The organism is Rothia halotolerans (genome assembly GCF_004136635.1).
GTDB lineage: Bacteria > Actinomycetota > Actinomycetes > Actinomycetales > Micrococcaceae > Rothia > Rothia halotolerans.
Genome location: NZ_NOIU01000002.1, coordinates 1 through 26,212 on the forward strand (window position 1 = coordinate 1; position 26,212 = coordinate 26,212).

Sequence of the window (26,212 nt, forward strand, 5' to 3'; positions counted from 1 at the left end):
CCCGGTCGTTAAGGCTCTGTGCGCCGATGGTACTGCACCCGTGAGGTGTGTGGGAGAGTAGGACACCGCCGAAAATATTTTTGTTAGAGGGAGGGTCCGTCACCGTGTGGTGACGGGCCCTCCCTCTTTTTGTGTTTAAGGGGGCCTCTTTCTCCTGCTGACCCCCTCGTACAGCGGGACGGGGCAGGCTTCTCAGAGCTGGAGGGCACTGCGGCCGGGTCCTTCCGCTGTCGGTGGACGGCGTCGTGCGGATCCTGGGGTGGGCATGTGCGCTGGGAAGGGGGAGGGACTCTTCGGTCCTTCTCCCTGGCTCAGGGAGGGGAACATGCTGAACATCGCCTAGGAGCGGGCACCGCTGTGTTGGGTCGTTCCCGGCGGGTTTCGTAGAATATTCCAGAAGCCATCTTGGCGGGCCGGGCCGGCGCCCCTTCGGGCAGCGGCTCTACGCCACACATCTACATCGAGGAGTATCAGCTTGGCTGAGCACGAGCGTCGCGACGGTGAACGGCGCGATCCGAGGGACCGGGGCCGCGGGCCGGGAGACCGAGAAGGACAGCGACGTCGTGACGGGGGGCCGAGCGACCGCGGGGGGTCCGGCTCGGGCCGTCGCAATGACGGCGGCGGTGAGCGCCGCGGAGGATACTCGAACGATCGTCGCGACGGCGGCTTCTCCGCAGGATCCCGGCGGCGTGACGATCAGCGCGGCGGATACGGCGGTGACCGTGATGGCCGTGGCGATCGCGGCTATGGGGCTGGGGCCCCCCGGCGCGAGGATCGCGGCGGCAGGGACGACCGGTCGGCGCGCGGCGACCGGGGCTATCGCGAGGATCGCGGCTCCCGGGACGGGTACCGCGGCAGGAACGAGCGCGACGGCCGCGGATACGGAGAGGATCGCCGGGGCGGGAACGACCGCGGCGGATACCGGGGCGATCGGCGTGACGACGGTCCCCGCCGTTCGGATCGCGGCGACCGCGGCGGGTTCGGCGGAGATCGGGACCGCCGCCCCCGGCGCGAGGATCGTCCGGAGCGCGACGGCTACCGTGGCGGACGCGATGATCGAGAGGATCGGCGGGGCGGCTCCCGCGGCTTCGACGATCGGGAGAACCGCAGCTTCCGCAGCGATCGCCGGGATGACCGCCGGGACAGCCGTCGTGATGGCCGGCGGGATGATCGTCAGGACAACCGTCGTGATGACCGGCGGGACAATCGCCGGGACGACCGCGGCGGGTTCCGGGGGGACCGGCGTCGTGAGGACGACCGCGGGCCCCGGCAGCGCCGGGACGAGCGCGGCGGCTCGCGCGAGGAGCGCCGGGACGGCCGCAGCGGCTTCCGCCACGACCCCCGCGAGCAGCGCCAGGGACATCGGGGCGGCCGTCCCGATCGGCCGGGAGCCAGGGAGGGGCAGCGTCCCCACCAGGACCGCGAGGGATACCGTCCCTCCCGTCCCAAGGCCCCGGAGGTCGACGAGGAGGTCACCGGGCGCGAGCTGGACAAGAGCGTCGCGCGCGAGCTGAGCGTCCTGGAGCCGGACAACGCGGCGCAGGTCGCCAAGCACCTCGTGATGGCCAGCCAGTACCTGGAGGTGGACCCCGAGTTCGCCCTGGAGCACGCGCTGGCCGCGGTGCGCCGCGGAGGCCGTGTGGCCGCCGTGCGCGAGGCCGCCGCGGTCGCCGCGTACGTCGCCGAGCACTTCGACGTCGCGCTCCGCGAGCTGCGCACCCACCGCCGCATGTCCGGCTCGAGCGAGCACCTCGCCCTGATCGTCGACTCCGAGCGCGCCCTGGGGCGCGTGGAGAAGGCCCTGGAGACCGCTGCGGAGCCCACCGCCAACAACCTGGAGCCCGCGCAGAAGGTCGAGGTGGCGCTCGTCGTCGCCGGCATCCACCGCGATCAGGGAGACCTGCAGAGCGCCCGGCGCGCCCTGGAGATCCCCGAGCTGGACCGCAAGCGCGCGTTCTCCTACAGCCCTCGGCTCTTCGAGACGTACTCCGATATCCTGGAGGAGCTGGGTGAGACCCGCCAGGCCCGCTCGTGGGCGCGTCTGGCGGTCATCGCCGAGGCGGCCCTGGGACAGGGCCAGTTCGAGGAACCCGAGATCTACGAGGTCGACGTCCTTCCCGACGAGGAGCCGGAGGGGACGCCGCTGCCCGACCCTGAGGAGGAGAGCATGAGCACCGACGACATCCAGCCCGAGGACATCCAGCCCGAGGAGGACCAGGTGAGCGTGGACGGCTTCGAGCCCGAGGAACTGGCCTCGGAGGAGGTGAAGACCGAGCTCGGCGACGTCGCCGACAAGCAGCTGCTGGAGGAGGAGGACCCCGGTTCCCCCGAGTCCACGGACGAGTCCGAGATCGAGGGCGACGTCGTGAGCGAGGACGTCACGGACCACGGCCCGGACGCGGACGGCGAGGCCGACCCGCAGGAGCTCGAGGGCGACGTCGTCCCCGAGGACGTCACCGGCGAGGACCCGGAGACCGAGCCCGTGCAGGAGATCGACCGCGAGACCGAGGAGTACCTCGAGGCGCTCGACGTCGAGGAGGAGGACGAAGACACCACCGCATGAGCGCGCTGCTGAACTCCTTCGACGCGATCCTCTCCGACCTGGACGGAGTGGTCTACGCCGGCCCCGATCCCATCCACGGCGCCGTCGAGTCGCTCAACCGCGCCCAGCGGGAGGGGACGGCGGTCGCCTACGTGACCAACAACGCCTCCCGCTCGGTGGACGCCGTGGCCGAGCACCTCAACGAGCTCGGCCTGTCCACCGACGGCGAGCACGTCGTCAGCTCCGCGCAGTCCGCGGCGAGGCTCGCCGCGGAGCGCCTCGGGCCGGGGGCGCCCGTGCACATCTGCGGGTCCCCGGCACTGACGCGGTGCGCCGAGGACGCGGGGCTGCGGGTCGTCCGCGAGGGGGAGCGGCCCCGGGCCGTCCTCCAGGGGTTCAGCCCCGAGCTCGGCTGGCAGGACCTGGCCGAGGCCTCGTACCTCCTGGCCGACCCCGACGTCCTGTGGATCGCGTCCAACACCGACATGACGATCCCCAAGGAGCGCGGGATCGCGCCGGGCAACGGGACGCTGGTCTCCGCGGTGGCCGCGGCCACCCGCCGGGACCCGCTCGTCGCCGGGAAGCCCGGGGCCGCGATCTTCCGCACGATCACCGAGCGGCTCGGGGCCGAGCGGCCGGTCGTGCTGGGGGACCGGCTGGACACCGACATCCTGGGCGCCCACGAGGCCGGTCTGCCGAGCATCGCCGTGCTCACCGGGGTGCAGACGCCCCAGGACCTGCTCAACGCCCGGACCGCCGAGCGCCCCACCTACGTGCTGGAGAACCTCCGCCAGCTCTTCCGGGACTACGCGGCCCCCGAGGTCGAGTCCCGGGGCGAGGGGACGGCGGAGGCCCGGCTGGCGGGTCGCGCGCGGGCCGTCGCCGAGGGGCAGACCGTGACCATCGACGCCGGCCACGAGTCGATCGAGGGCTGGCGCGCGGGCATGAGCGCCTGGTGGGCGGCCCACCCGGAGGCGGAGACCGCGACCGAGGCTGAGATCCGGTGGCGGTGAGCGAGGAGCCGGGCTCCGCATCGGTGAGCGAGGAGCGGGGCTCCGCCTCGGCGAGCGAGGACCAGGGCCCCGTGGCGATGAGCGAGGCCCAGCAGCCCGCGGCGGTGGGCGAACCTCAGGAACCCGCTGCGGGAAGCGGGGGCCGGGACTCCGCGGCGGAGGCAGAGGCCGCGGAGGCAGAGGCCCCGGACCCCGTCGCGCGGTTCGAGGGCACCGGCGAGCCGGACCGGCTCGAGGAGGCCCTGACCGCGCTCGACGAGCTGCCGCTGGAGGAGCACGGCCCGGCCTACGAGCGCCTGCACGCCGAGCTGCGCCGCCTGCTCGACCGCGAACCCTCGGAGGTCCCGGAAGGGCTGCTGCGGGGCGTCCGGGAGCCCGCGGCGGAGGGACGGACGGCGGAGGGGCCGACGTCGGGAGCCGGCCTGGCCGCCGACGCCGCGCCGGCCGTGGATACCGGGATGCCCTCGCCCTCCGAGACGCCTGCGCCCTCCGAGACGTCCCCCGCCCCCGAGGCCGGCCGGCCGTGAGGCTGGACCGGCGCCTGGCCGAGTCCCACGGCGTCGCCTCCCGGACGCTCGCGGCCAAGCTGATCGCCGCCGGGCGGGTCAGCGTGGACGGCGTCGTGGTCGGCAAGGCCTCCCGCGAGGTCCCCGACGGGGCGCGCGTGGAGGTCCGTCCCGCCGAGGGGCGCGAGTACGTCAGCCGGGCCGGGCACAAGCTCGCCGGGGCGCTCGAGGCGTTCCCCGGCGTCGTCGTCGAGGGGAGGCGCTGCCTCGACGCCGGCGCCTCGACCGGAGGGTTCACCCAGGTCCTCCTCGAGGCGGGTGCGGCGCACGTGGCGGCCGCCGACGTCGGCCACGGCCAGCTGGACCCGCGCATCCGCGCCGACCCCCGGGTCACCGCCTACGAGGGGATGAACGTCCGGGACCTCGCCCCCGAGGCGGTCGGCGGGCCGGTGGAGCTGGTCGTGGGCGATCTCTCCTTCATCTCCCTGCGCCTGGTGGTGGGGCCGCTGGCGGGCGTCGTCGTGCCCGGCGGGGAGCTGATCCTCATGGTCAAGCCGCAGTTCGAGGTCGGCCGGGCCGCGCTCGGCAAGGGCGGCGTGGTGCGGGACGAGGCCGCGCGGCGCCGGGCCGTCGAGGGCGTCCGCCGGGCCGCGGGCGAGGCGGGCCTGGAGGTCCTGGGCGAGGAGGCCTCGCCCCTGCCCGGGCAGGACGGCAACCGCGAGCACTTCCTGCACCTGCGCCGGTCCTGACCGCGTCAATCCCCGGCCGCCTCGCCTAGGCTGGGGGAGTGCGGTCCTTCGAACGAGCCGCCCGCCCCGCGCCGAAAGGTCACCCGCCATGTCCCGCAAGATCCTGCTCTTCGCCCACACCGGCCGCCCCGAGGCCACCGCCGCCGCGACCCAGGCCTGCGAGCGGCTGCGCCAGGCCGGGCTGACGCCGGTCATGAGCCGCGGCGACCTGGAGACCATCTTCGGCGACTCGACCGACACCTGCGGGGTGCGGGTCATGCACGAGAACGTCGCGCTGGACCAGATCGAGCTCGGCGTCGTGCTGGGCGGGGACGGGTCCATCCTGCGGGCGGCCGAGATGATGCGCCACACCGACATTCCGCTGATCGGGGTCAATCTCGGCCACGTGGGCTTCCTCGCGGAGTCCGAGCGGACTGACCTCGACGAGACGGTGGACCACATCGTCAACCGCACCTACACGGTCGAGGAGCGGATGGCCATCGACGTCGCGGTCTGGAACGCCGACCGGAAGATCCACCACACCTGGGCGCTCAACGAGGCCTCGGTGGAGAAGGGCAACCGGGAGAAGATGATCGAGGTGGTCATCGAGGTCGACGAGCTGCCGCTGAGCACCTTCGGCTGCGACGGCGTCGTCATGGCCACCCCCACCGGCTCGACCGCCTACGCCTTCTCCGGCGGGGGACCGGTGGTGTGGCCCGAGGTGGAGGCCATGCTGCTGGTGCCGCTGAGCGCGCACGCGCTGTTCTCCCGGCCCATGGTGACCTCCCCGAAGTCGACCATGGCGATCGAGATCCTCCCCACCAACTCGAACTCGGGCGTACTGTGGTGCGACGGGCGCCGCATGCTGGAGCTGCCGCCGGGATCGCGGATCGAGGCGTGGCGCTCCGCGAAGCCGGTCCGGCTCGCCCGCATCCACCCCGCGCCGTTCTCGGAGCGGCTGGTGAACAAGTTCGAGCTGCCCACCCGCGGCTGGCGGGGGCCTCAGCAGGCGGGGCTCGGGCACGAGCCGGGCGCCCCCGCTGCCGAGCCGGGGACGGCAGCGGCCGCGGCGTCCTCCGCACCGGGGACCCCGGGCGCGCCGGCTCCCGCAGACGGCCGCGCCCCGGCGCCCGCCCGGAAGCCGGGCCCGGGCGCCGCCCCGGCCGTCTCCTCCGCCCCGGAGGAGCCCCCGCACACCACCGGAAACCGCACGACGTCGCAGCACGAGGAGGACCAGGCATGATCGAGGAGATCAACATCCGCGACCTCGGGGTCATCACCAACGCGACCCTGCCCCTGGGGCCCGGGCTCACCGTGCTGACCGGTGAGACCGGCGCAGGCAAGACCATGGTCGTCACGGCGCTGGGGATGCTGCTCGGCGCCCGATCGGACGCCGCCGCCGTGCGCAGCGGCGCGGGCTCCGCCCTGGCCCAGGCCGTGGTGCGGCTCCCCCCTGGCCACCGGGCCGTGCCGATGGTCGAGGAGGCCGGCGGCGAGGTCCTGGAGATCACCGGCGAGGATCTCGCCGAGACCCACCCGCACGAGGTCATCCTCTCCCGGACCGTCAACGCCTCCGGGCGCTCCCGGGCGACCGTGGGCGGGGCCGCCGCGCCCATCGGCACGCTGGCCCGGCTCGGGGAGACCCTCGTGGCGGTGCACGGCCAGGCCGACCAGCTGCGGCTGAAGTCCGCCCAGGCCCAGCGCGAGACCCTCGACGCCTACGCCGGGGAGCGCCTGGCCGGGGTCCTGGGGGAGTACCGGGAGAACTACGAGCAGTACCGGGCCGCGGCGCAGGAGCTGCGCGAGGTCCGGGAGAACTCTCGGGCCCGCGCCTTCGAGGCCCAGAGCCTGACCGCCGCCCTGAAGGAGATCGACTCCGTCCAGCCCGAGGAGGGCGAGGAGGAGTCCCTCGACGCCGAGTCCGCCCGCCTGACCAACGTGGAGCAGCTGCGCGGCGCCGCCCAGACCGCCCAGGCGGCCCTGACCGGGGGGCACGACGCCGACCCCGACGCCGGCACCGTCTCCGTCCTGCTGGACGCCGCCCGCCGCGCCCTGGAGGCCGAGGCCGAGGACGACCCCGCGCTCGCCGAGCTCTCCCGGCGCGTGCGGGAGCTGATGATCCTCGCGACCGACGTCGGCGAGGAGCTCAGCGGCTACCTCTCCGACCTCGACGCCGAGGGCCCGGGCCGGCTCGCCCAGGTCGAGTCCCGCCGCGCCGCGCTGAAGAAGCTCACCCGCAAGTACGGCGCCGACATCCCGGAGGTCCTGGAGTGGGCCCGGGTCAACCGGGAGCGGCTCGAGCAGCTCACGGACGACCCCGCCCGCGCCGAGGGCCTCGAGGACCGGCTGCGGCACCTCCGCTCGACCATGCAGGAGCAGGCCGAGGCCCTGGCCGGCCTGCGCCGGGAGGCGGGGGAGCGCCTCGCCGAGGCCGTCTCGCAGGAGCTGAGCGCGCTCGCGATGCCCAACGCCTCCTTGGTGGTGGGCGTGGAGGAGACCGAGAAGTTCGGCCCGGACGGCAAGGACGCGGTCTCCCTGATGCTCGCCCCGCACCGCGGCGCCGCGCCCCGCCCGCTGGGCAAGGGCGCCTCCGGCGGCGAGCTCTCCCGCGTGATGCTCGCCCTCGAGGTGGTGCTGGCGGAGGTGGACCCGGTGCCGACGTTCATCTTCGACGAGGTCGACGCCGGCGTCGGCGGCAAGGCCGCGGTGGAGATCGGCAAGCGGCTGTCGATGCTGGCCCGCCACGTCCAGGTGCTGGTGGTGACCCACCTCCCGCAGGTGGCCGCCTACGCGGACCGGCACGTGCTGGTGCTCAAGAGCGACGACTCGACGGTCAGCCGCGTCGACGTCCTGGACGGCTCCGAGCGGGTCGTGGAGCTGGCCCGGATGCTCGCCGGGCACGAGGACTCCGAGGCCGCCCGCCAGCACGCCAAGGAGCTGCTGCAGGGCGCGGGGCAGGCGGTCGAGTAGGCCCGCCGTCCTCCCCGCCGCGGGCGAGGTGGCGGCGGACTCATCCGGGCCCCGGCGAGGTCCCCCGGAGGAGGACTCGTGATAGGCTCAAATTCCGTGGTGAATGATAAGAAGACAGCTTCGGCAACTGACCATTCCGACGAGAAGATCACGCGGCAGATCTTCGTGACGGGCGGCGTCGCGTCGTCCCTCGGCAAGGGGCTCACGGCCTCGAGCCTCGGCCGTCTGCTCCGCTCCCGCGGCCTCTCCGTGACGATGCAGAAGCTGGACCCGTACCTCAACGTGGACCCCGGCACCATGAACCCCTTCCAGCACGGCGAGGTCTTCGTCACCGACGACGGCGCCGAGACCGACCTGGACATCGGGCACTACGAGCGCTTCCTGGACGAGCCCCTCGACGCCTCCGCCAACGTGACCACCGGCCAGGTCTACTCCACCGTGATCGCCAAGGAGCGCCGCGGCGAGTACCTCGGCGACACCGTGCAGGTCATCCCGCACATCACGGACGAGATCAAGAACCGCATGCGGCGGCGCGCCACCGGCGGCGCCGACGCCCCGGACGTCATCATCACCGAGATCGGCGGGACGGTCGGCGACATCGAGTCGCAGCCCTTCATGGAGGCCGCGCGGCAGGTGCGCCGCGACGTCGGGCGCCGGAACGTGTTCTTCCTCCACGTCTCGCTGATCCCCTTCATCGGTCCCTCGGGCGAGATGAAGACCAAGCCCACCCAGCACTCGGTCGCCGCGCTGCGCGGGCTGGGCATCATCCCCGACGGGCTGGTCCTGCGCTCCTCGAGCGAGGTCTCCGAGCCGCTGAAGGCCAAGGTCGGCAGCGCGTGCGACGTCGACACCGAGGCCGTCATCTCCTGCGCCGACGCGCCCAGCATCTACGACATCCCCAAGACCCTGCACGTCCAGGGCCTGGACACCTACGTGCTGGACTACCTGGGCCTGGACTACGCCGAGGCCGACTTCACGGAGTGGGACAAGCTCCTGAAGACTGTGCACGAGCCGGCGCACCAGGTCACGGTCGGCCTGGTCGGCAAGTACGTGGACCTGCCGGACGCCTACCTCTCCGTCTCCGAGGCGCTGCGGGCCGGCGGCTTCGCCAACGACGCCAAGGTCCACCTCAAGTGGATCGCCTCGGACCTGTGCCAGGACCCGGAGAGCGCGGCCCACCAGCTCGGCGACGTCGACGCCGTCTGCGTCCCCGGCGGCTTCGGCATCCGCGGCCTGGACGGCAAGATCGGCGCGCTGCGCTACGCCCGCGAGAACGGCATCCCGACCCTGGGCCTGTGCCTGGGCCTGCAGTGCATGGTCATGGAGTACGCCCGCAACGTGGCCGGCCTCGAGGGCGCCTCCTCGACCGAGTTCGACCCCGAGACCCCCGCCCCGGTCATCGCGACCATGGAGGAGCAGAAGCAGTTCGTGGAGGGCGCCGGGGACCTCGGCGGCACCATGCGACTGGGGCTGTACCCCGCTAAGCTCGTCGAGGGCTCGGTCGTGGCCCGGGCCTACGGGACCACCGAGGTCGACGAGCGGCACCGCCACCGCTACGAGGTCAACAACGCCTACCGCGAGCAGCTCGACGACGCCGGGCTGGTCATCTCCGGCACCTCCCCGGACGGCCGCCTGGTCGAGTTCGTGGAGCTGCCCGCCTCGGAGCACCCGTTCTACGTCTCGACGCAGGCGCACCCGGAGTACCTCTCCCGGCCGACCCGCTCCCACCCGCTGTTCCGCGGGCTGGTCGCGGCGGCCCTGGAGCGCGCCGCGGGCTGATCCCGCGTCACGCCCCGACGCCCGGTGCCCGGCCTCCCACGGCCGGGCACCGGGCGTCTTCGCATCCGGAGATCTGCTCTGCGGGGGAGCGGGGGCGCCGCCCCGGCGCGGTAGCCTGGAGGGATGAGCGAGACGAACCAGACCTCCGGCGCACAGGACCGGCCGGAGCCGGCCGACAGGATCAACCCCCGCGAGCTCCTCTCCCGGGAGACGCAGTTCGAGGGCTACGTGTTCGACGTCGTGCGGGAACGATTCCGCTTAAGCCCCGGCGAGGAGCCGCTGGCCCGGGACTTCATGCGCCACCCGGGCGCCGTCGCCATCGCCGCCCTCAACGAGCGCGACGAGATCCTGCTGATCAACCAGTACCGCCAGCCCACCGGCATGAACCTGTGGGAGATCCCGGCGGGGATGCTCGACGTCGAGGGCGAGTCGCCGCTCGCGGCCGCCCAGCGGGAGCTGCTCGAGGAGACGGACCTACGGGCCGAGACCTGGCACACCCTGGCCGAGTTCCACAACTCTCCCGGGGTCTCCACGGAGGCCAACCGGGTCTTCCTGGCCCGGGGCATCTCCGAGGTCCCCTCCGCCGAGCGGATCGAGCGCTCCGGGGAGGAGGCCGAGATCGTCGTCCGCTGGTTCCCCCTCGAGGTGGCGGTGAGCGCCGTGCTGTCCTCCCGGCTGCACTCTCCCTCCGCGGTGATCGCGATCCTGGCCGCCCGGGCCAGCGTCGAGCGCGGTCACGCCGACCTCGCCGACGCGCGCGCTGAATGGCCCGCCCACCCGCTCCTGCGGGAGGCGGCCGGGCGATGACCGCGCGCGCCGAGGCACCGCCCGCCCTGGACCGGGCGATGCGGCGCTACCTGCAGCACCTGACCGTGGAGCGCGGGCTCTCCGCCAACACGCTCTCCTCCTACCGCCGCGACCTCGAGCGCTACCTGGAGCACCTGAGGGCCGAGGGCGTGGCCAGCGGGCCGGCCGACGTCGCCACTTCCGACGTCCAGGCCTTCGTGCGGCGGCTGGCCCGCCCGGCGGGGGAGGGAGGCCTCGGGCTCTCGACCCGCAGCGTGGCCCGGGCGGTGGTCGCCGTGCGGGGGATGCACCGGTTCTGGGTCCGCGAGGGCCTGGCCGAGGTCGACGCCGCGGAGCCCGTCGCGCCGCCGCGGCCCGGCGAGCGGCTGCCCAAGGCGCTGCCGGTGGACACGGTCGCGCGGATCCTCGACGCCCCGGACCGGGAGACGCCCGCGGGAGTGCGCGACGCCGCCCTGCTGGAGTTCCTCTACTCGAGCGGGGCCCGCATCTCCGAGGCGGTGGGGGTGGACCGGGACGACCTGTCCTCCGCGGCCGGCTCCGTCACGGCCGAGGCCGGGGGCGAGGAGGGATTCGTCCGGCTGCTGGGCAAAGGCGGCAAGGAGCGGATCGTGCCGGTCGGCTCCTACGCGGGGGAGGCCATCGGGGCGTACCTGGTCCGGGGGAGGCCGCAGTTCGCCGCCAAGGGGCGCGGGAACCCCGCGCTGTTCCTCAACGCCCGCGGAGGGCGGCTGACCCGGCAGGGGGCGTGGCTGATCCTCCGGAAGGCCGCCGAGCGGGCGCACGTGAGCGAGGAGGTCTCCCCGCACACCCTGCGCCACTCCTTCGCGACCCACCTGCTGGAGGGCGGGGCCGACATCCGGGTGGTGCAGGAGCTGCTGGGGCACGCCTCGCTGACCACCACCCAGATCTACACCCGGGTCACGGCCGACACCCTCCGCGAGGTCTTCCTGACCAGCCACCCGCGGGCGCTGGGGTGAGCGGGGCGGCTGTGCCGGGCCGGCCGCCCGCCCAGCACCCAGCCGGGTGCGTCGGCGCGCGGGGTCCGGCGCGGCTCTCACCGGGGCCGGGCCGCGCCGCCCGCGGACGGGGCGGCCCACGTCGTCGTCGTGCCTACGCCTCGGCGGACCGCTCCGGCAGGTGCCGCTCCTCCGGACCGGAGTAGGCGGAGAGCGGGCGGATCAGCGAGTTGTCCGCCAGCTGCTCCATCACGTGCGCCGTCCACCCGGTGATGCGGGAGGCGACGAACAGCGGCGTGAAGGTCCGGGTGTCGAAGCCCATGAGGTGGTAGAGCGGGCCGGTCGGGTAGTCGAGGTTGGGCTTGATGCCCTTGGCCTCGTCCATCGACTTCGCCAGGCCGTTGTACAGCCCCAGCATCTCGGGCCGGCCGTAGTGCTCGATCAGCTCGTGCAGGGAATCCTGCATGGTCGGCACCCGGGAGTCGCCGTGCTTGTACACGCGGTGGCCGAAGCCCATGACCTTGCGCTTCTCGGCCAGGGCCGCGTCCATCCACTCCTTGGCGCGCCGCTCGGCGTCCTCCTCGGACTCGTCCTCGCGGATGCCGATCTCCTCGAAGGTCTCCATGACCGCCTCGTTGGCCCCGCCGTGCAGCGCCCCCTTCAGTGCCCCGACGGCCCCGGTGACCGCCGAGTGCAGGTCGGACAGGGAGGAGGCGATGGTGCGGGCGGTGAAGGTCGAGCAGTTGAAGGAGTGCTCGGCGTAGAGCACCATCGAGACCGAGAACGCGGAGACGACCTCGGGGGCGGGGACCTCTCCGAAGGTCATGTGCAGGAAGTTCTCGCAGTATCCGAGGTCCTCCCGCGGCTCCACGAGCTCCTGACCGCGGCGGCGGCGCTGGTCGTAGGCGACCACCGCGGGCATGACCGCGAACAGGCGCTGCGACTTGACCAGGTTGGCCTCCGGGGAGGAGTCCTCCGAGGCCGGGTCCTGGGCGCCCAGCACGGAGACCGCCGTGCGGCACACGTCCATGGGGTGGCAGTCCAGGGGCAGGGCGTCGATCACGGCCTTCAGCTCGGGGGAGAGCGCCCGGTGGGACCGCTCGGCCTCGAGGAACTCGGCCAGCTCCCGCTCCCCGGGCAGCTCGCCCGTCCAGATCAGCAGGGCCACCTCCTCGAAGGAGCAGCGCTCGGCCAGCTCCTGGACCGGGTAGCCCCGGTACAGCAGCGAATTGGAGTCGGGGTTCACCTTGGAGATCGCCGTGGTGTCCGCGACGACGCCGGCCAGGCCCTTGCGGATCTCGCTCTCAGTGCTCATGTCATCCTCCTCGAAGACGGTGTGGGAACCATTCTCGCTCAATCCGCGTAGCGCTGGGGGACCTCGAAGTTGAAGATCCCCTCGTCGAAGCGGTTGTACCCCTCGTAGTCCACCAGCTCGTAGAGGCGGGAGCGGGTCAGCATCGCGTCCACCGCGGCCTCCTGCGTGCCGTCGCGCCGGATGGTGTCCAGGACGCCCTCCATGGCCCCGAGCGCGCTGCGCAGCAGGGTCACGGGGTAGATGACCATGTCGGCCCCGGCCTCGCCGAGCTCCTCGACGGTGTACAGCCGGGACTTGCCGAACTCGGTCATGTTGGCCAGGATCGGCACGTCGACGGCGGCGCGCACGGCCCGGAACTCGTCCAGGTCCTTCATGGCCTCGGGGAAGATCGCGTCGGCGCCGGCGTCGACCAGGGCCCGCATCCGCTCGATCGCGGCGTCGAGGCCCTCGACGCCGCGCAGGTCGGTCCGCGCCATGACAAGGAAGTTCTCGTCCCGGCGGGCCTCCGCGGCGGCCTTGACCCGCTGGACGGCGGTCTCCTCGTCCACGATGTTCTTGTTCTCGAGGTGCCCGCACCGCTTGGGGTTGAACTGGTCCTCGATGTGGCAGCCGGCCAGCCCGGCGGCCTCGAGCTCCTGGACGGTGCGCGCGACGTTCATCGGCTCGCCGAAGCCGGTGTCCGCGTCGACGATCGCCGGCAGGTCCGTCATCCGGGCGATCTGGCCGGCGCGCTGGGCCACCTCGGTCAGCGTCGTGAGCCCGATGTCCGGGAAGCCGAGCTCGTTGGCCAGCACGGCGCCGGAGATGTAGACGCCGTCGAAGCCCTTCTCCTGGATCAGCCGCGCGGAGAGCGGGGTGTAGGCGCCGGGGAACTGCCTGATCGGGCCCTCGGAGAGGAGCCGGCGCAGCTCGCGGCGCTTCTGCTCGGGCGTGGTGCTCGGGTACAGCATCTAGAAGATTCCCTTCGGTCCGGCGGCCAGGTCGATCCCGGCGGTGAGGTTGAGCGCGCCCAGCTCCCCGGCGGTCAGCGACTCGAGGTTCTCGGCGGCGTCGATGAAGCGGTCCAGCTCGGAGTCGGCGACCGAGCCCTCGGCGAGGCCGCGCAGCTTGGCCACGTACTGCTCGCGGGCGAAGGGACGCGCGCCGAGCGGGTGGGCGTCCGCCACGGCGATCTCCTCGACGATGGTGCTCCCGTCGGTCAGCGTGATCTCCGCGCGGCCGCCGAAGGCCTTCTCGGACGGGTCGCTCGCGTGGTAGCGGCGGGTCCACTCCGGGTCCTCCCGGGTGGTGACCCTGCGCCACAGGGCCACGGTGTCCGGGCGGCCGGCGCGCTCCGGGGCGTAGGAGGCGCGGTGGTCCCACGCCCCGTCCTGCAGGGCGACGGTGAAGATGTAGGGGATCGAGTGGTCCAGGGTCTCCCGGGAGGCCGTGGGCTCGTACTTCTGCGGGTCGTTGGCGCCGGAGCCGATCACGTAGTGGGTGTGGTGGGAGGTGTGCAGCACGATGGACTCGACCCGCTCCGGGTTGCCGAGCTCGGGGTGCTCGGCGTGCAACCGGCGGGCGAGGTCGATCCAGGCCTGCGCCTGGTACTCCGCGGAGTGCTCCTTGGTATAGGTGTCCAGGATCGCGCGCTTGGGCTCGCCGGGGGCGGGCAGCGGGACCTGGTACACGGCGTCGGGCCCGTCCAGCATCCAGGCGACGACGCCGTCCTCGCCCTCGTAGATCGGCACCGGCGAGGTCTGCCCCCGCATCGCTCGGTCCACGGACTCCACGGCCATCTTCCCGGCGAAGGCGGGGGCGTAGGCCTTCCACGTGGAGATCTCGCCCTTGCGGGACTGCCGGGTGGCGGTGGTGGTGTGCAGGGCCTGCCCGATGGCCTGGAAGATCGTCTCGGCGTCCAGCCCCAGCAGGGTGCCGATGCCGGCCGCGGCCGAGGGGCCGAGGTGGGCGACGTGGTCGATCTTGTGCTCGTGCAGGCTGATGGCCTTGACCAGGTCCACCTGGACCTCGTACCCGGTCGCGATGCCGCGCAGCAGCTCCGCGCCCGAGCGGCCGGCGTGCTGGGCCACCGCGAGGATCGGCGGGATGTTGTCCCCGGGGTGGGAGTACTCGGCGGCGAGGAAGGTGTCGTGATAGTCCAGCTCGCGGACGGCGACGCCGTTGGCCCACGCGGCCCACTCGGGGGAGACTCGGGTCGCGGCGGCGTCGAGCCCGTACAGGGCGGAGCCGGCACCGTTCGGGCCGGGGGCGTGGCACAGGGCCTGGTCGCGGGCGGAGACGATCGGCGCGCGGTTCAGCGAGGCGACGGCCACCGAGGCGTTGTCGAGGATGCGGTTGACGATCATCTCGCGGACCTCGGCCTGGACCTCCACGGGGTCGGCGGCGACCTGGGCGATCCTGAAGGCCAGCTGGTCCTCGCGGGGCAGGTTCTCGTCGCTGCGGTAGACGCGGACGGGGTGGGTGACGGTCACGGGTGTTCCTCCCTGGTGGTGGAGATGGCGGCCAGGATGGCAGCCATCGAGTTGCTCAGATGGACTCGGGTGCAGGCCCGGGCGAGCTCCGGGTCGCCGGCCGCGACGGCGCGGGCGATCTGGGCGTGCTCGGCGGCCGCGCCGCGCAGGCGCCGCTCGTCGCCCTTGGACAGCCTGCGCACGCGGCTCAGGTGGACGCGCAGGCTGCGCTGGGCCTGGACGAGGTAGGAGCTGGCCACCGCGGCGTCGAGGGCGGCGTCCAGGCGGTCCGCGAGGGCGTAGTAGGCGTGGCGATCGTCGTCGTCCTGGCCCGGGTCCTCGGCCATGGCCTCGAGGCGGCGGGCGAGCTCGGCGAAGAGGCCGGCGTCGCCGCGCTGGGCGGCCAGTCCCGCGGCCTGGGCGTCCAGGGCCATGCGCAGCTCGAACATGGCCCGCACGGACTCCGCGGAGACGGGGGAGACGGCGAGGCCGCGGCCCGGCTGGGGCTCCACGAGCCCCTCGGAGAGCAGGCGGGAGAAGGCCTCGCGGACCGGCGTCCGGGAGACGCCGAGGCGGGCGGCCTGCTCGACCTCGCTGAGCACGGTGCCCGGGGCCAAGCGCCATTCGACGATGTCCTCGTGCAGGAGGCGGTGGGCGCGCTCGCCTGCTCTCATGCTGGTCCCACCTCCTCGTCCTCATCCCTTCCCGGGTCTCCCGTGCGGTGACGGGGACCACGTGCTTCTTCCTCTATGTATACACAGGTTTGGGCCAAGGCTCAAAGATCCGCGTTCCGGAGGTGAGTGCGAGCGGGGTGAACGGGTGAAGTGTATACAGAGAGGGCGTGGGGCATGGAACGGAGCGGGCGGGCGGAGCGAGGGAAGGGGCGGAACGCGGAACAGGACGGACGGGAGGAACTGGGGAAGGACGGAAGGAGGGGGTGCGGGCGGCGGGGTCAGCCGATCCAGGGGTACTCGATCTCCGGGCGCCCCGGCGTGCCGTGCCGTCCCCGCCTGCCCACGAGCGAGCCGCGGTGCAGGTGCTCGAGGTAACGGCGGGCGGTCACCCGGGAGAGGTCGAGCATCCGGGCGACCTCTCCCGCCGAGAGCGCCCGCTCGGCCTCCCGCAGCGCTCGCGAGACGGCCTCGAGGGTCTCCGGGGAGAGCCCGCGGGGCAGGTCGGCGGAGGAGGCCTCGCCGTCGCGGCCCCACAGCCTGTCGATGTCCTCCTGGGCGAAGCTCGCACCGCCGCTCAGCCGCTCGCGGAAGGATCCGTAGGCGGCGAGCTTGGCGTGGAGATGGGTGAGGCTGAAGGGCTTGACCAGGTAGCCGAAGGCCCCCTGGAGGGAGGCCGAGCGCAGGCTGGCCGCGTCCCGCCGGGCGGTCACCACGATGATGTCCACGGGCAGGTCCGCGCCGCGGATGAAGCGCGCGACCTCGAATCCGGAGCGGTCCGGCAGGGTGAGGTCGAGGAGCACGAGGTCGAGGGGGCGCTGCGCGGCGGCCTCGGCGCGCAGCGCGGCCACCGCGGCCTGGGCGTTGTAGGCGACCGCCGCCACCTCGAAGCCCTCGAGGGAGCGGATGTACTCGGCGTGGGAGGAGGCGGTGATCTGCTCGTCATCGACGACCAGCACGCGCACGGTCCCGGCAGGAGGCGGGAGGGGCTGCGGCGTCATCGGCGTGCTCCTGGGGTCTCGGGCGGAGGCGGTGCGGCGGGGGCGGTGGCGCGGCGGGGGAGGCTGACGGTGAAGACCGCGCCGGCGTCGTTGGCGGCCGTGACCGTGCCCCGGTGCCGCTCGATCATCTCACGGAGCAGGTGCAGGCCCACCCCGCGCCCGGCGCTGGTGCCGGTCTTGGAGGAGTATCCCCACTCGAAGATCAGGGACTCCGTACCGGGCGGGAGGCCGGGGCCGGAGTCGGCGACGACGATCTCCCACCCGGCGTCGGTCTCGCTCAGGTCCACCTCGATCTGACGGGGCGCGCCCTCCGGGTTCTCCGCCACGGCGTCCATCGCGTTGTCCACCAGGTTCCCGACCACCGAGACCAGCTCGACGTCGCTGAGCGGAACTTCGTCCCAGGAGCCGCGCAGCTCGACGTCGACGGCGATGCCCCGCTCCCGCGCCTCCGCCTTCTTCCCGGTCAGCAGGGCCGCCAGGGCGGGGAGCTGGTCGCCCGCCGCGAGCTCCGCCTCCCACTCGCGTCCGGTGGCGATGTCCCCCTCGGCGAAGCCCCGGGCCTCCTCCACGCGGCCCAGCTCCAGGAGGGTCAGGACGGTGTGCATCCGGTTGCGGTGCTCGTGGTTCTGGGAGCGCAGCGCGGCGGTCAGGGAGCGGGTGGCCTCGGCCTGCAGGATGTCCTCGCGGCTGAAGCCGAGCGTCGCACGGTTCAGGTAGCGGAAGATCAGGACGGTCGAGGCGGTGCTGGCGACCAGCAGCGTGCCCGCCACCAGCGCCACGAGCGGCACCTGCGCGCGGACCACCGTGGAGATCTCGTCCAGCGTCACCCCCGTGGAGACCAGGCCTAGAACCTCGCCTTCCGCGCTGTAGACCGGCGCGATGGTACGCATCGAGAGCCCCAGCGTCCCGCGCTCCTCCAGGGTCTCGGCCTCCCCGGCCTGCGCCCCGACGATCTCGCCCTGGTACGGCAGGCCGATGGAGGAGGGGTTCTCGTGCGTGTACCGCACGCCGTCGGGGGACATGATCGTGATGAAACTGACCGTGGAGTTCTCGGTGATGCCGTGCACGTAGTCCTGCAGCCCGTCGCTGGGGTCATCCGCCATCAGGCGCTCGACGACGTACGGGTCCCGGGCGAGCGAGGCGGTCAGCGTGCGGGTGACCTCCCCGGCCCGGTCCCTCGCCGCGTTCTGGGCCTGCCAGTAAAACGCGGCGGCCACCACGGCGCAGACGACGAGCACGACCAGCATCTGCGAGATGAGGAAGGAACGGGCGATGTTCCAGTGGAAGCGGGGGAGCAGGGAGCGCATGCGAGAACCCTATACGGCGGCCGGCACGGTGGGGCGCCGGTGGGAGAATGCGAGCATGACGAAGGCATCGGAGGCAGTCCTCGAGGAGATCTGGCGCTCGCTCCACGCGGCGACCGCACGGCACACGCCGTTCACCCTGGGCTATCTGGGGACGGTCGACGCGGAGGGCGCGCCCCGTGTGCGTGCGGTCATCCTCCGGCGCGTCGACCGGGAGTGGGGCGAGCTCGCCTTGGCGACCGACCGGCGCTCGGCGAAGGTCTCCGAGATCGCCGGGAACCCGCGGGTCGCGCTGACCGTGTACGACGAGGAGCGTTCGGTGCAGCAGAGGATCGAGGGGAGGGCCCGGCTGGACGACTCCGCGGAGCGTGAGCGCGTCTGGGTCTCGCTCGGCTCTCACAGCAGGGACCTCTACCGCTCGCCGTGGGCACCCGGCACGATCTTGCCGGCGGAGGCGGGCGACGACGTCGAGCCCCGGCCGGCGGAGACGCACGCGGAGGCGGCAACGGACGACGCCGCCGCCTTCGAGCGCTTCGCCTGGGTCAGGATCGAGTGCGAGCGCCTCGACTGGCTCGACCTCTCGGCCTCGCCACAGGAGCGGTGGGAGTTCAGACGGGGCGCGGACGAGTGGGAGGGGCAGCGGATCGTGCCCTAGGACTTCTCTCCCGGCATCTGAGGGCCGTGGGCGAGGTCCGGGCGTGGGAGGATGGCGGCATGGTCTCTCCCCAGGCACTCAGCGAAGCCGAGCGGCGTCTCGTCGCCGGGTGGGCTGCCGACTCGCCGAGCGGGTCCTGCCGCTCTTCGAGGCGGAGGGCCCCTCGGACGGACGGCCACGCGATGCGATCGCCCGTGCCCGGGCGTTCGGCAGGGGCGAGCTCGGTGCCGCGGAGGAGATCAAGAGGCGGTTCGTAGCCGGGCGCGCGGCCGGGTCCGCGCACACCCCGGCGGGAGCGGCCGCGGCCAGGGCGGCGGCCCAGGCCTCCGGCGTCGCGCATATGGGAGCCCACGCGCTGGGGGCGGCTGCCTACGCCGCGAAGGCTGCGGGCCTCGCCCCGCCAGACCGTCCCGGGGCGAGGCACGAGGAGATCTCCTGGCAGCTCGGGAGGATGTCGCCGGAGGTGCGTGCCGCGCTGCGGCTCCTGCCGCCGCTGGGCGAGGATGCGGCGGGGCCGCTGGGGCGGGGGCTGCTGGCAACCGGCGTCCTCGGCGAGGTCATCCGGGAGATCCAAGCGGAGCTTGGTTCGTGAGCCGCGGTGATTTGATGGGCCCTTAATTCGTAACCTCTCCTGCCCCGGAAGATGGTGGTCTGAGAGGGGGCGGCCGCCCTCTTCGTTCCATACACTGCGTGATTCGGTCTATTCACCGTGTGACATGGCAACGCTGGCCCGATACTGCTCGGCCTCCGGGACCTCGATGAATTCGAGGAGGTCGCCCTGAATCGTTGCGAGGGCATCGCGAACCTGCGCGGGAGTGGCGTGAAAGAACTCGCGGCGGGTGTTGATCCTATTGACGCGCTTCGACTCGAAGTGACGGTGCAGGTTCGATTCGACCTCGACTGCGTTCTCGGAGAAGAAGAGAGCGTGCACATCGAAGCCGAAGGGGACAGATGCGTCCCCAAGTTCTTTGACTCGGTCCATGGGATCGAGCCGCCGGGTCATCCCGATCTTCACCATCTGCTCTCCGAATGCGCCGACATTCGAGATCACGTAGACATATCCAGCCTTCTGGTTCGCCTGGCGGTAGTCGACGTCTGCGATGCCCGCCTCGATCTCGATGATCTGCTGCTGGATCTCCGAGGCGCGATCAGCATCGCCGACAGTTTCGATCCTCGAGAGGACGGTCTCATAATGAGACTTTTCCTTCTCCAGGCGATCGCGCTGCGCCTGAAGCTCGGCATCGATCCGGGCCTGCTCCTTCAGTTCAGCTCGCCGCTCCCTCTCAGCCTCTCTCTCGATCTTACGGGCAGCCTCGGCCTTCACCGCTAGTTCGAGTTCCTCAGACTTCAGGTGCTGGTATCCGTAGTCGACCCGGCACACCATGGGACTCGTGAGTCGCTCTATAGCGTCTGCTGACCGGTTGATCTTGTTGAGGGAAGCGTCCATATTGCTTGCCGTGGCGGATTTGATGATGTTTTCCGTCTCGGCGTTAAAGCACCTGACGGCCAGCTTCGCGATGTTCTTTGCGAATCTCTGCTGCTGTGACGGTTTTTCAGGCAGGGACTCCTCATATTCCACCGCTTCGTCGTCGACGATGGTCTGCTTGATCTTGGACCGATTGGTCCGAAGCTCATTCTGGAGGTCGATGTACGTGCGGGCCGGGTGCGCGAAGTCCTCAAGCGCGGCCGCGGAAAGAGCCGATTCGACGCGGAGCTGGGGCATACTGGCACGCAGCTCTTTTACTTCATTGCGAGAGGCCAATGCATACTCGTCGGCGTCGCTGATGGTCTCGGCTAGGTAGGCATCGGCCTTCGAGATGACGTCGGCCGCGTATGCGTCAGCTTCCTGCCTTCGTTGAGAGGTCTGCGTGTCAACCTTGCGGTGACTCTCCCTGGCATATGCGTCGGCGTCCCGTCTCGTCGAGTGCGCATACTCGTCGGCCTCACGGCGGAGGGCCGTCATCTGCCTGGTGGTCTCGTCTCGGGCGGCTTGGGCCTCGGCGATTGCTTGTTGATGGATGTTCTCCAGATTTTCCTGCTCAGCTGAGACCTTCAGTCCCAGCTCGTGGAGCAGCACATCCTGTGTCCATACCTCTGGGCCGCCGTGATGGTGGAGAAAGGACTCCAGATGGTGATGGTTCGCCTTGACCTGTTCCAATTCCATGTTGAGACGCGAGATCTCTTCCGCCATCCGCCACATCGAGACCTTCTTGGCACCACCTGAGAAATGGCTCATGATCTTGGTCGGTTCTATCCTCTCCACAGGGGTGGGGCCGCCATAGATGTTTGCGAAATCGCTCAACGTTCAACCTTCCATTTCTGCGGAAATTCCCTCAGGGTAGGGGTGCTCGGGGGCATTAACGGGATCGTTGCCTTTCGCTAAGACGACGAGTCCGGGCCCTTCCAGCGGAGGCAATGGCTGCACGATATGTCGTTCGGATCGGGGACGTATCCGAAGGCGGCGTGTGCTTCCTCCCCTGATGCTAGGGGCTGAGGTGCCCCAGCGAGGGAAATTACTCCGCATTCACTTCTGGATGTCGTAGTCGCGGCACCTGGTAGGCGTATGCCCGGGAGCCAAGCGCAAACCGCAGTGGCCCTCAGGAGGATCTGAAGAGGTTCCCCCATCACTACGCCCTCCGGGATACGGATGAGGGGTCACGGGTACGGGTATCAGCGAAGCGATCCCGACAGCATGGTCTGCCTCTGCCCGCCGTCATCCCAAGGGGGATATGTCTCTCGGCCAATCATCGGGGCTTGATGGGGGTTCTTTCGGGGCATTTGAGCAAGGTAGTGCCATCTGCTGGAGTGCGCTTGTGCCGAGGTGCGGATCACGCCGCCCCGTGAACTCAATGACCACAACTCCCCGCCGAGTGATGCAGGACACCATACTGCTGTGATCGACACCATCCCCGCCGAGCGCCCGACGTCGTGGCCCGGGCGGGACCATCGCACATCACACTCACCGGAGGAGCTCTCTCATGGCTCAGACCACCGCGAAGAAGCCGTGGTACAAGGACGGGACGCACCTGTTGTACGTCTTCGTGATCCTCGCCGTCGTCCTCGGCGCCACGTTCGGCCTGCTCGCACCGGAGGCGGCCCAGACCCTCAAACCCCTCGGCACCGGGTTCGTCTCGCTCATCACGATGATGATCTCCCCGGTCATCTTCTGCACGATCGTCCTGGGCGTCGGCTCGGTCGCCAAGGCCGCCACCGTGGGCCGCGTGGGCGGCATGGCGCTGATCTACTTCGTCGTCATGTCCACCTTCGCGCTCGGCATCGGGCTGGTGGTCGGCAACATCCTGCATCCGGGGCACAACCTCGACTACCACGCCACCGGCTACACCCCGGAGGGAACCGGCGAGGGTGAGGGAGAGGGCGGCACCGCGGGCTTCCTGCTGGGCATCATCCCGACCTCGCTGCTCTCCTCGTTGACCGAGGGGAACATCCTGCAGACGCTGTTCGTGGCCCTGTTGGTCGGCTTCGCCCTGCAGAAGATGGGCGAGCTCGGCAAGCCGATCCTCACCTTCATCGGCTACCTCCAGGCCCTCGTCTTCCGGCTGCTCAAGATGATCATGTGGCTCGCCCCGCTCGGCGCGTTCGGCGCGATCGCCGCCGTCGTCGGTTCCACGGGGGTGCAGGCGATCGCCTCCATGGCGGTGCTGATGATCGGCTTCTACATCACCTGCGTGCTGTTCATCGTGCTGGTCCTCGGCGGGCTGCTGAAGATCGTCACCGGCGTGAACATCCTCAAGCTGATGAAGTACCTCGCCCGGGAGTATCTGCTGATCTTCTCGACGTCGTCCTCCGAGGCCGCCCTGCCCCGTCTCATCGCCAAGATGGAGCACCTGGGCGTGTCCAAGCCGGTGGTCGGCATCGTGGTGCCCACCGGGTACTCCTTCAACCTCGACGGCACCGCGATCTATCTGACCATGGCGTCGGTCTTCGTCGCCGAGGCGATGGGCACCCCGCTGGGGCTGGGAGAGCAGGTCTCGCTGCTGGTCTTCATGATCATCGCTTCCAAGGGCGCCGCCGGGGTCTCCGGGGCGGGGATCGCGACGCTGGCCGCCGGCCTGCAGTCGCACCGGCCGGAGCTGCTGGACGGCGTCGGGCTGATCGTGGGCATCGACCGGTTCATGTCCGAGGCCCGTGCGCTCACCAACTTCACGGGCAACGCCGTGGCCACGGTGCTGGTCGGCAAGTGGAACCGGGAGGTCGACCTGGACCGGGTCCGGCAGGTCCTGGACGGGAAGCTGAAGTTCGACGAGGCGACGATGGGAGGCGAGACCGGCGTCCACGCCCCGGAGAGCGAGGCGCGCGCCGAGCAGGCCGCGGCCCTGCCGGAGACCCGGCGGAGCGAGCCCCTCGCCCCGGCGGGCGCTCCGCAGGATGGGGAGGCCTCCTCCGGGCGGCGGTGACCGTGGGACCCGCAGACGTCCCCTGACGGAAGTCTCGGCCCGCGGGATCGGCGTCATTGCTACCTGACCTGCGGTTCCGACCTTCCAGCCAGCCCCTCGATCCACAGCGCGCACCGAGCGCGGCGAGGATCGAGGGGCTGGTTGTAGGGTTAAGCGGAGTAATCGACTCGAATTGGACGACGAGGGAAAGTTGCGCGTGAGCACACAGAAGACTGAATCCGCCCAGGGCCAGGACGTCGGACCCACCGGCCGGCCGCTGCGCCGGTTCCCGGAGCCCGCCCCTCTGGACTCCCACGGCCCGGCCCGCGTGATCGCCATGGTCAACCAGAAGGGCGGCGTCGGCAAGACCACCTCGACCATCAACCTCGGCGCCGCGCTCGGCGAGCTCGGCCGCAAGGTGCTGATGGTCGACTTCGACCCCCAGGGCGCGCTCTCCGCCGGCTTCGGGGTCAACCCGCACGAGCTGGACACCACCGTGTACAACGTCATGATGGACCGCAAGGTCGACGTGCACGACGCGATCCGCTCCACCGAGTTCGAGAACATGGACCTCCTGCCCGCCAACATCGACCTCTCCGCCGCCGAGGTGCAGCTGGTCAACGAGGTGGCCCGCGAGCAGGTGCTTTCCCAGGCGCTGCGCAAGGTCAAGGAGGAGTACGACGTCGTCCTCATCGACTGCCAGCCCTCCCTCGGCCTGCTGACCGTCAACGCCCTGACCGCGGCCGACGGCGTCATCATCCCGCTGATCTGCGAGTTCTTCGCCCTGCGCGCCGTCGCGCTGCTGGTCGACTCGATCGAGAAGGTCCAGGACCGGCTCAACCCCGACCTGCAGATCGACGGCGTCCTGGCCACCATGTTCGACTCCCGGACGCTGCACTCCAAGGAGGTCATCGCCCGCATCATGGACGCCTTCGGGGACAAGGTCTTCGATACGGTCATCAAGCGCACGGTGAAGTTCCCGGACGCGACCGTCTCCGCCGAGCCGATCCTCTCCTACGCGCCCACCCACACCGGCTCGATCGCCTACCGGGAGCTGGCGAAGGAGCTGATCGAGCGCGGGGGCGCCCGCTGATCAGGGACGTGCTCGCGACGGCGTCGGGGACCGAGGCGCCGGGCGACGCCGCCCCGGACGCCGAGGCGCCGGATGCCGTCGCCGCTTCCGACGCGGCAGCTCAGGAGGCCGCAGCGTCGGGAGTCGCAGCCTCGGGATCCGCGGTCTCCGGCGCTACCGGCTCGGGGCCCGCAGCCGGGGAGACCGAAGCCTCGGGACCCGCGCCCCCTGACGCCGCAGAAGACCCGCGGCCGGAGGGGGACTCCGGCGGCGGGTTCTCGGTCTCCTTGGAGAACTTCGCCGGCCCCTTCGACGTCCTCCTCTCGCTCATCTCGCAGCGGCAGATGGACATCACGCAGGTCGCGCTGGCGGCCGTGACGGACGAGTTCATCGCCTACGTCAGGGCGCTGCGCGAGACCGGCCTCGAGCGCGCCCTGGACGAGGCCACCGAGTTCATCGTCGTCGCCGCGACCCTGCTGGACCTGAAGGCCGCGCGGCTGCTGCCCGCCGGCGAGGTCGAGGACGACGAGGACATCGCGATGCTCGAGGCCCGCGACCTCCTCTTCGCCCGCCTCCTCCAGTACAAGGCGTTCAAGGACGTCTCCGGCGTCCTCTCCGAGCGGATGGAGGCCGAGCGCAGCCGCGTCCCGCGCTCGCCGACGCTGCCGCCGGAGTTCGCCGCGCTGCTGCCCGAGCTGGTCTTCACGACGACGCCGGAGCGCCTCGCCCAGATCGCCGAGAAGGCCCTGACGCCCAAGGACCACGCCCCGGACGAGGTCTCCACGGACCACCTCCACTCCTTCCGGGTGACGATCCGCGATGAGGCCGAGACCCTGGCGGCCCGGCTGATGCCCGGCGCCCCGCTGCCCTTCACCGCCCTGGCCGCCGACGCCGAGAGCCCCCTGGTGATCGTGGTGCGCTTCCTCGCGCTGCTGGAGATGTACCGGGACCGCGTGGTCGCCTTCGCTCAGGAGGCGCCGCTGGCCGAGCTGACCGTGACGTGGGTGGGCACGGACCCGGAGTGGACCCCGGAGCGCCTGGCACACGACGACTACCGCGGCACCCCGGAGACGGCGCCCGACGCCGTCCCCTCCGGAGCCGCTGCGCCCGATACCGTTCCGGATGCGGCCGCCCCGTCCGGCGCCTCTGCATCCGGCACCGCTCCGGACGCCGCCACCCCGCTCGGCTCCGGACAGGCAGACCCGACCGATCACCAGGAGGAGAGCCCCGCATGACCGGCCAGAGCCCCGACGATGTCGTCCCGGAGGCGGCCTCCGAGGCCGCCGCCTCCGCCATCGGCGGGCCCGCCACTTCGGACTCCGCGTCCCACGGCCCCGCCGCCTCGACGCCCGCCGCCGAGGACCCCGCCCGTGTCGAGCTCGTCCCCGGTGGTCCGAAGGCGGCGATCGAGGCCATCCTCATGGTCGCGGACGCGCCCATCGCCGAGCACCAGTTCGCCGAGGCGCTGCTGGTCTCCGTGGCCACCGTGGAGCGCGCGCTCGACGAGCTGGCCCGGGACTACGACGGCTACGGCGACCTCGGCGGCGAAGCGACCGGGATCACCGGTGACCCGAGCGACGCGGCGGGCTATACTGGGAAGTCGGCCTCCGGCGTCGTGCCTCCGCGCGAGCCGCGGGGTATGGAGCTGCGCAGGGTCGCCGGCGGCTGGAGGCTCTACTCCAGGCCGGAGTTCTCCGCGTGGGTCTCGCGCTTCGTGCTGGAGGGGCAGACATCGCGTCTGTCCCAGGCGGCGCTCGAGACGCTCGCGGTGATCGCCTACCGGCAGCCCGTCTCCCGCTCCCGGGTCGCCTCGATCCGCGGGGTGAACGTGGACGGGGTCATCAGGACCCTCCGCACGAGGGGGCTGGTGACGGAGGCCGAGGAGCCGGGGGAGTCCGGTGCCGTCCTGTTCGAGACCACGCCGCTCTTCCTGGAGAAGATCGGGCTGGAGGGCCTCGAGGACCTGCCGAAGATCTCCCCCTACCTGCCCGGCGTCGAGGACGTCGGGGAGTACGAACAGCGGACGTAGGCCCCACCCGGGCCGCGCCC

Annotated in this window: 23 protein-coding genes; 15 read left to right on the forward strand and 8 right to left on the reverse strand. The window is 71.6% G+C overall.

Translation table 11 applies throughout. The annotated features are described in order from the left end of the window. Positions 1 to 442 precede the first annotated feature (442 nt). Positions 443 to 1,609, reverse strand: a complete 1,167-nt coding sequence (locus EWV39_RS05010; RefSeq protein ID WP_129657420.1) for a hypothetical protein — start codon at positions 1,607 to 1,609, stop codon at positions 443 to 445. On the opposite strand from EWV39_RS05010, the gene EWV39_RS05015 reads away from it, so the two are divergent. The 9 genes from EWV39_RS05015 to EWV39_RS05055 all read left to right on the forward strand — a co-directional run bounded on the left by EWV39_RS05015 (position 1,562) and on the right by EWV39_RS05055 (position 11,322). Then, positions 1,562 to 2,563: a hypothetical protein gene (locus tag EWV39_RS05015; protein ID WP_129657423.1), complete on the forward strand. Its 1,002-nt coding sequence runs from the start codon at positions 1,562 to 1,564 to the stop codon at positions 2,561 to 2,563. The genes EWV39_RS05010 and EWV39_RS05015 overlap by 48 nt on opposite strands. Beyond that, positions 2,560 to 3,555: an HAD-IIA family hydrolase gene (locus EWV39_RS05020; protein ID WP_129657425.1), complete on the forward strand. Its 996-nt coding sequence runs from the start codon at positions 2,560 to 2,562 to the stop codon at positions 3,553 to 3,555. Before EWV39_RS05015 ends, EWV39_RS05020 begins: the two co-directional genes overlap by 4 nt. Beyond that, on the forward strand, positions 3,552 to 4,082 hold the full coding sequence (locus tag EWV39_RS05025; protein ID WP_129657427.1) for a hypothetical protein: 531 nt from the start codon (positions 3,552 to 3,554) through the stop codon (positions 4,080 to 4,082). The genes EWV39_RS05020 and EWV39_RS05025 overlap by 4 nt, the downstream gene beginning before the upstream one ends. Then, entirely contained in the window at positions 4,079 to 4,810 is a 732-nt protein-coding gene (locus EWV39_RS05030; protein ID WP_129657429.1) for a TlyA family RNA methyltransferase, read from the forward strand. The genes EWV39_RS05025 and EWV39_RS05030 overlap by 4 nt, the downstream gene beginning before the upstream one ends. 88 nt (positions 4,811 to 4,898) lie before the next feature. Beyond that, positions 4,899 to 6,032: an NAD kinase gene (locus EWV39_RS05035; RefSeq protein ID WP_129657431.1), complete on the forward strand. Its 1,134-nt coding sequence runs from the start codon at positions 4,899 to 4,901 to the stop codon at positions 6,030 to 6,032. Continuing rightward, on the forward strand, positions 6,029 to 7,759 hold the full coding sequence (gene recN / locus EWV39_RS05040) for a DNA repair protein RecN (protein WP_129657433.1): 1,731 nt from the start codon (positions 6,029 to 6,031) through the stop codon (positions 7,757 to 7,759). Before EWV39_RS05035 ends, recN begins: the two co-directional genes overlap by 4 nt. 78 nt (positions 7,760 to 7,837) lie before the next feature. After that, positions 7,838 to 9,538, forward strand: a complete 1,701-nt coding sequence (locus EWV39_RS05045; RefSeq protein WP_129657435.1) for a CTP synthase — start codon at positions 7,838 to 7,840, stop codon at positions 9,536 to 9,538. A 123-nt stretch (positions 9,539 to 9,661) separates the two neighbouring features. Next, the gene (locus tag EWV39_RS05050) at positions 9,662 to 10,345 is read left to right on the forward strand and encodes an NUDIX domain-containing protein (RefSeq protein ID WP_129657437.1); all 684 of its coding nucleotides are present in this window, start codon (positions 9,662 to 9,664) and stop codon (positions 10,343 to 10,345) included. Beyond that, positions 10,342 to 11,322 (forward strand): site-specific tyrosine recombinase XerD, encoded by a 981-nt coding sequence (locus tag EWV39_RS05055; RefSeq protein ID WP_129657440.1) that lies wholly within the window; start codon positions 10,342 to 10,344, stop codon positions 11,320 to 11,322. Before EWV39_RS05050 ends, EWV39_RS05055 begins: the two co-directional genes overlap by 4 nt. Before the next feature lie 133 nt (positions 11,323 to 11,455). Here the strand turns inward: EWV39_RS05055 and EWV39_RS05060 are convergent, their stop codons facing one another. The 6 genes from EWV39_RS05060 to EWV39_RS05085 all read right to left on the reverse strand — a co-directional run bounded on the left by EWV39_RS05060 (position 11,456) and on the right by EWV39_RS05085 (position 18,045). Further along, positions 11,456 to 12,616 (reverse strand): bifunctional 2-methylcitrate synthase/citrate synthase, encoded by a 1,161-nt coding sequence (locus EWV39_RS05060; protein ID WP_129657442.1) that lies wholly within the window; start codon positions 12,614 to 12,616, stop codon positions 11,456 to 11,458. A gap of 38 nt (positions 12,617 to 12,654) precedes the next feature. Continuing rightward, a complete protein-coding gene (prpB, locus tag EWV39_RS05065) occupies positions 12,655 to 13,566 on the reverse strand; it encodes a methylisocitrate lyase (RefSeq protein WP_129657444.1) in 912 nt (303 codons plus the stop codon). Then, positions 13,567 to 15,087 carry an MmgE/PrpD family protein gene (locus EWV39_RS05070; RefSeq protein ID WP_129657446.1) on the reverse strand — a complete coding sequence of 507 codons (1,521 nt, stop codon included), beginning with the start codon at positions 15,085 to 15,087 and terminating at the stop codon, positions 13,567 to 13,569. After that, positions 15,084 to 15,740: a GntR family transcriptional regulator gene (locus EWV39_RS05075; protein ID WP_129657448.1), complete on the reverse strand. Its 657-nt coding sequence runs from the start codon at positions 15,738 to 15,740 to the stop codon at positions 15,084 to 15,086. Before EWV39_RS05075 ends, EWV39_RS05070 begins: the two co-directional genes overlap by 4 nt. Before the next feature lie 278 nt (positions 15,741 to 16,018). Then, a complete protein-coding gene (locus tag EWV39_RS05080; protein ID WP_129657450.1) occupies positions 16,019 to 16,738 on the reverse strand; it encodes a response regulator in 720 nt (239 codons plus the stop codon). Further along, positions 16,735 to 18,045: a sensor histidine kinase gene (locus EWV39_RS05085; protein WP_129657452.1), complete on the reverse strand. Its 1,311-nt coding sequence runs from the start codon at positions 18,043 to 18,045 to the stop codon at positions 16,735 to 16,737. Before EWV39_RS05085 ends, EWV39_RS05080 begins: the two co-directional genes overlap by 4 nt. Positions 18,046 to 18,100: 55 nt before the next feature. On the opposite strand from EWV39_RS05085, the gene EWV39_RS05090 reads away from it, so the two are divergent. Beyond that, positions 18,101 to 18,697 carry a pyridoxamine 5'-phosphate oxidase family protein gene (locus EWV39_RS05090; protein WP_165313161.1) on the forward strand — a complete coding sequence of 199 codons (597 nt, stop codon included), beginning with the start codon at positions 18,101 to 18,103 and terminating at the stop codon, positions 18,695 to 18,697. Between the two features lie 109 nt (positions 18,698 to 18,806). Beyond that, positions 18,807 to 19,289, forward strand: coding sequence for a putative immunity protein (locus tag EWV39_RS05095; RefSeq protein ID WP_337589936.1), 483 nt, complete (start codon positions 18,807 to 18,809; stop codon positions 19,287 to 19,289). A gap of 108 nt (positions 19,290 to 19,397) precedes the next feature. On the opposite strand, the gene EWV39_RS13950 is transcribed toward EWV39_RS05095, so the two are convergent. Beyond that, positions 19,398 to 20,999 carry an SNIPE associated domain-containing protein gene (locus EWV39_RS13950; protein WP_202864895.1) on the reverse strand — a complete coding sequence of 534 codons (1,602 nt, stop codon included), beginning with the start codon at positions 20,997 to 20,999 and terminating at the stop codon, positions 19,398 to 19,400. Between the two features lie 676 nt (positions 21,000 to 21,675). Between EWV39_RS13950 and EWV39_RS05105 the strand changes: the two genes are divergently transcribed. The 4 genes from EWV39_RS05105 (at position 21,676) to scpB (ending at position 26,192) form a co-directional block, all read left to right on the forward strand. Next, positions 21,676 to 23,112, forward strand: coding sequence for a cation:dicarboxylate symporter family transporter (locus tag EWV39_RS05105; protein WP_129657456.1), 1,437 nt, complete (start codon positions 21,676 to 21,678; stop codon positions 23,110 to 23,112). 196 nt (positions 23,113 to 23,308) lie between these two features. After that, positions 23,309 to 24,184: a ParA family protein gene (locus EWV39_RS05110; RefSeq protein WP_129657458.1), complete on the forward strand. Its 876-nt coding sequence runs from the start codon at positions 23,309 to 23,311 to the stop codon at positions 24,182 to 24,184. A gap of 266 nt (positions 24,185 to 24,450) precedes the next feature. After that, positions 24,451 to 25,398 carry a segregation and condensation protein A gene (locus EWV39_RS14300; RefSeq protein WP_202864914.1) on the forward strand — a complete coding sequence of 316 codons (948 nt, stop codon included), beginning with the start codon at positions 24,451 to 24,453 and terminating at the stop codon, positions 25,396 to 25,398. Then, positions 25,395 to 26,192: an SMC-Scp complex subunit ScpB gene (gene scpB, locus EWV39_RS05120; RefSeq protein WP_129657462.1), complete on the forward strand. Its 798-nt coding sequence runs from the start codon at positions 25,395 to 25,397 to the stop codon at positions 26,190 to 26,192. Before EWV39_RS14300 ends, scpB begins: the two co-directional genes overlap by 4 nt. Positions 26,193 to 26,212: the final 20 nt, after the last annotated feature.

Bases quoted from the DNA above. Each gene is read 5' to 3' on its own strand.
- EWV39_RS05015 (WP_129657423.1), top strand. From the start codon at position 1,562: ATGGCCAGCCAGTACCTGGAGGTGGACCCCGAGTTCGCCCTGGAGCAC.
- EWV39_RS05020 (WP_129657425.1), top strand. From the start codon at position 2,560: ATGAGCGCGCTGCTGAACTCCTTCGACGCGATCCTCTCCGACCTGGAC.
- EWV39_RS05035 (WP_129657431.1), top strand. From the start codon at position 4,899: ATGTCCCGCAAGATCCTGCTCTTCGCCCACACCGGCCGCCCCGAGGCC.
- recN (WP_129657433.1), top strand. From the start codon at position 6,029: ATGATCGAGGAGATCAACATCCGCGACCTCGGGGTCATCACCAACGCG.
- EWV39_RS05050 (WP_129657437.1), top strand. From the start codon at position 9,662: ATGAGCGAGACGAACCAGACCTCCGGCGCACAGGACCGGCCGGAGCCG.
- EWV39_RS05055 (WP_129657440.1), top strand. From the start codon at position 10,342: ATGACCGCGCGCGCCGAGGCACCGCCCGCCCTGGACCGGGCGATGCGG.
- EWV39_RS05060 (WP_129657442.1), bottom strand. From the start codon at position 12,616: ATGAGCACTGAGAGCGAGATCCGCAAGGGCCTGGCCGGCGTCGTCGCG.
- prpB (WP_129657444.1), bottom strand. From the start codon at position 13,566: ATGCTGTACCCGAGCACCACGCCCGAGCAGAAGCGCCGCGAGCTGCGC.
- EWV39_RS05075 (WP_129657448.1), bottom strand. From the start codon at position 15,740: ATGAGAGCAGGCGAGCGCGCCCACCGCCTCCTGCACGAGGACATCGTC.
- EWV39_RS05080 (WP_129657450.1), bottom strand. From the start codon at position 16,738: ATGACGCCGCAGCCCCTCCCGCCTCCTGCCGGGACCGTGCGCGTGCTG.
- EWV39_RS05085 (WP_129657452.1), bottom strand. From the start codon at position 18,045: ATGCGCTCCCTGCTCCCCCGCTTCCACTGGAACATCGCCCGTTCCTTC.
- EWV39_RS05090 (WP_165313161.1), top strand. From the start codon at position 18,101: ATGACGAAGGCATCGGAGGCAGTCCTCGAGGAGATCTGGCGCTCGCTC.
- EWV39_RS05105 (WP_129657456.1), top strand. From the start codon at position 21,676: ATGGCTCAGACCACCGCGAAGAAGCCGTGGTACAAGGACGGGACGCAC.
- scpB (WP_129657462.1), top strand. From the start codon at position 25,395: ATGACCGGCCAGAGCCCCGACGATGTCGTCCCGGAGGCGGCCTCCGAG.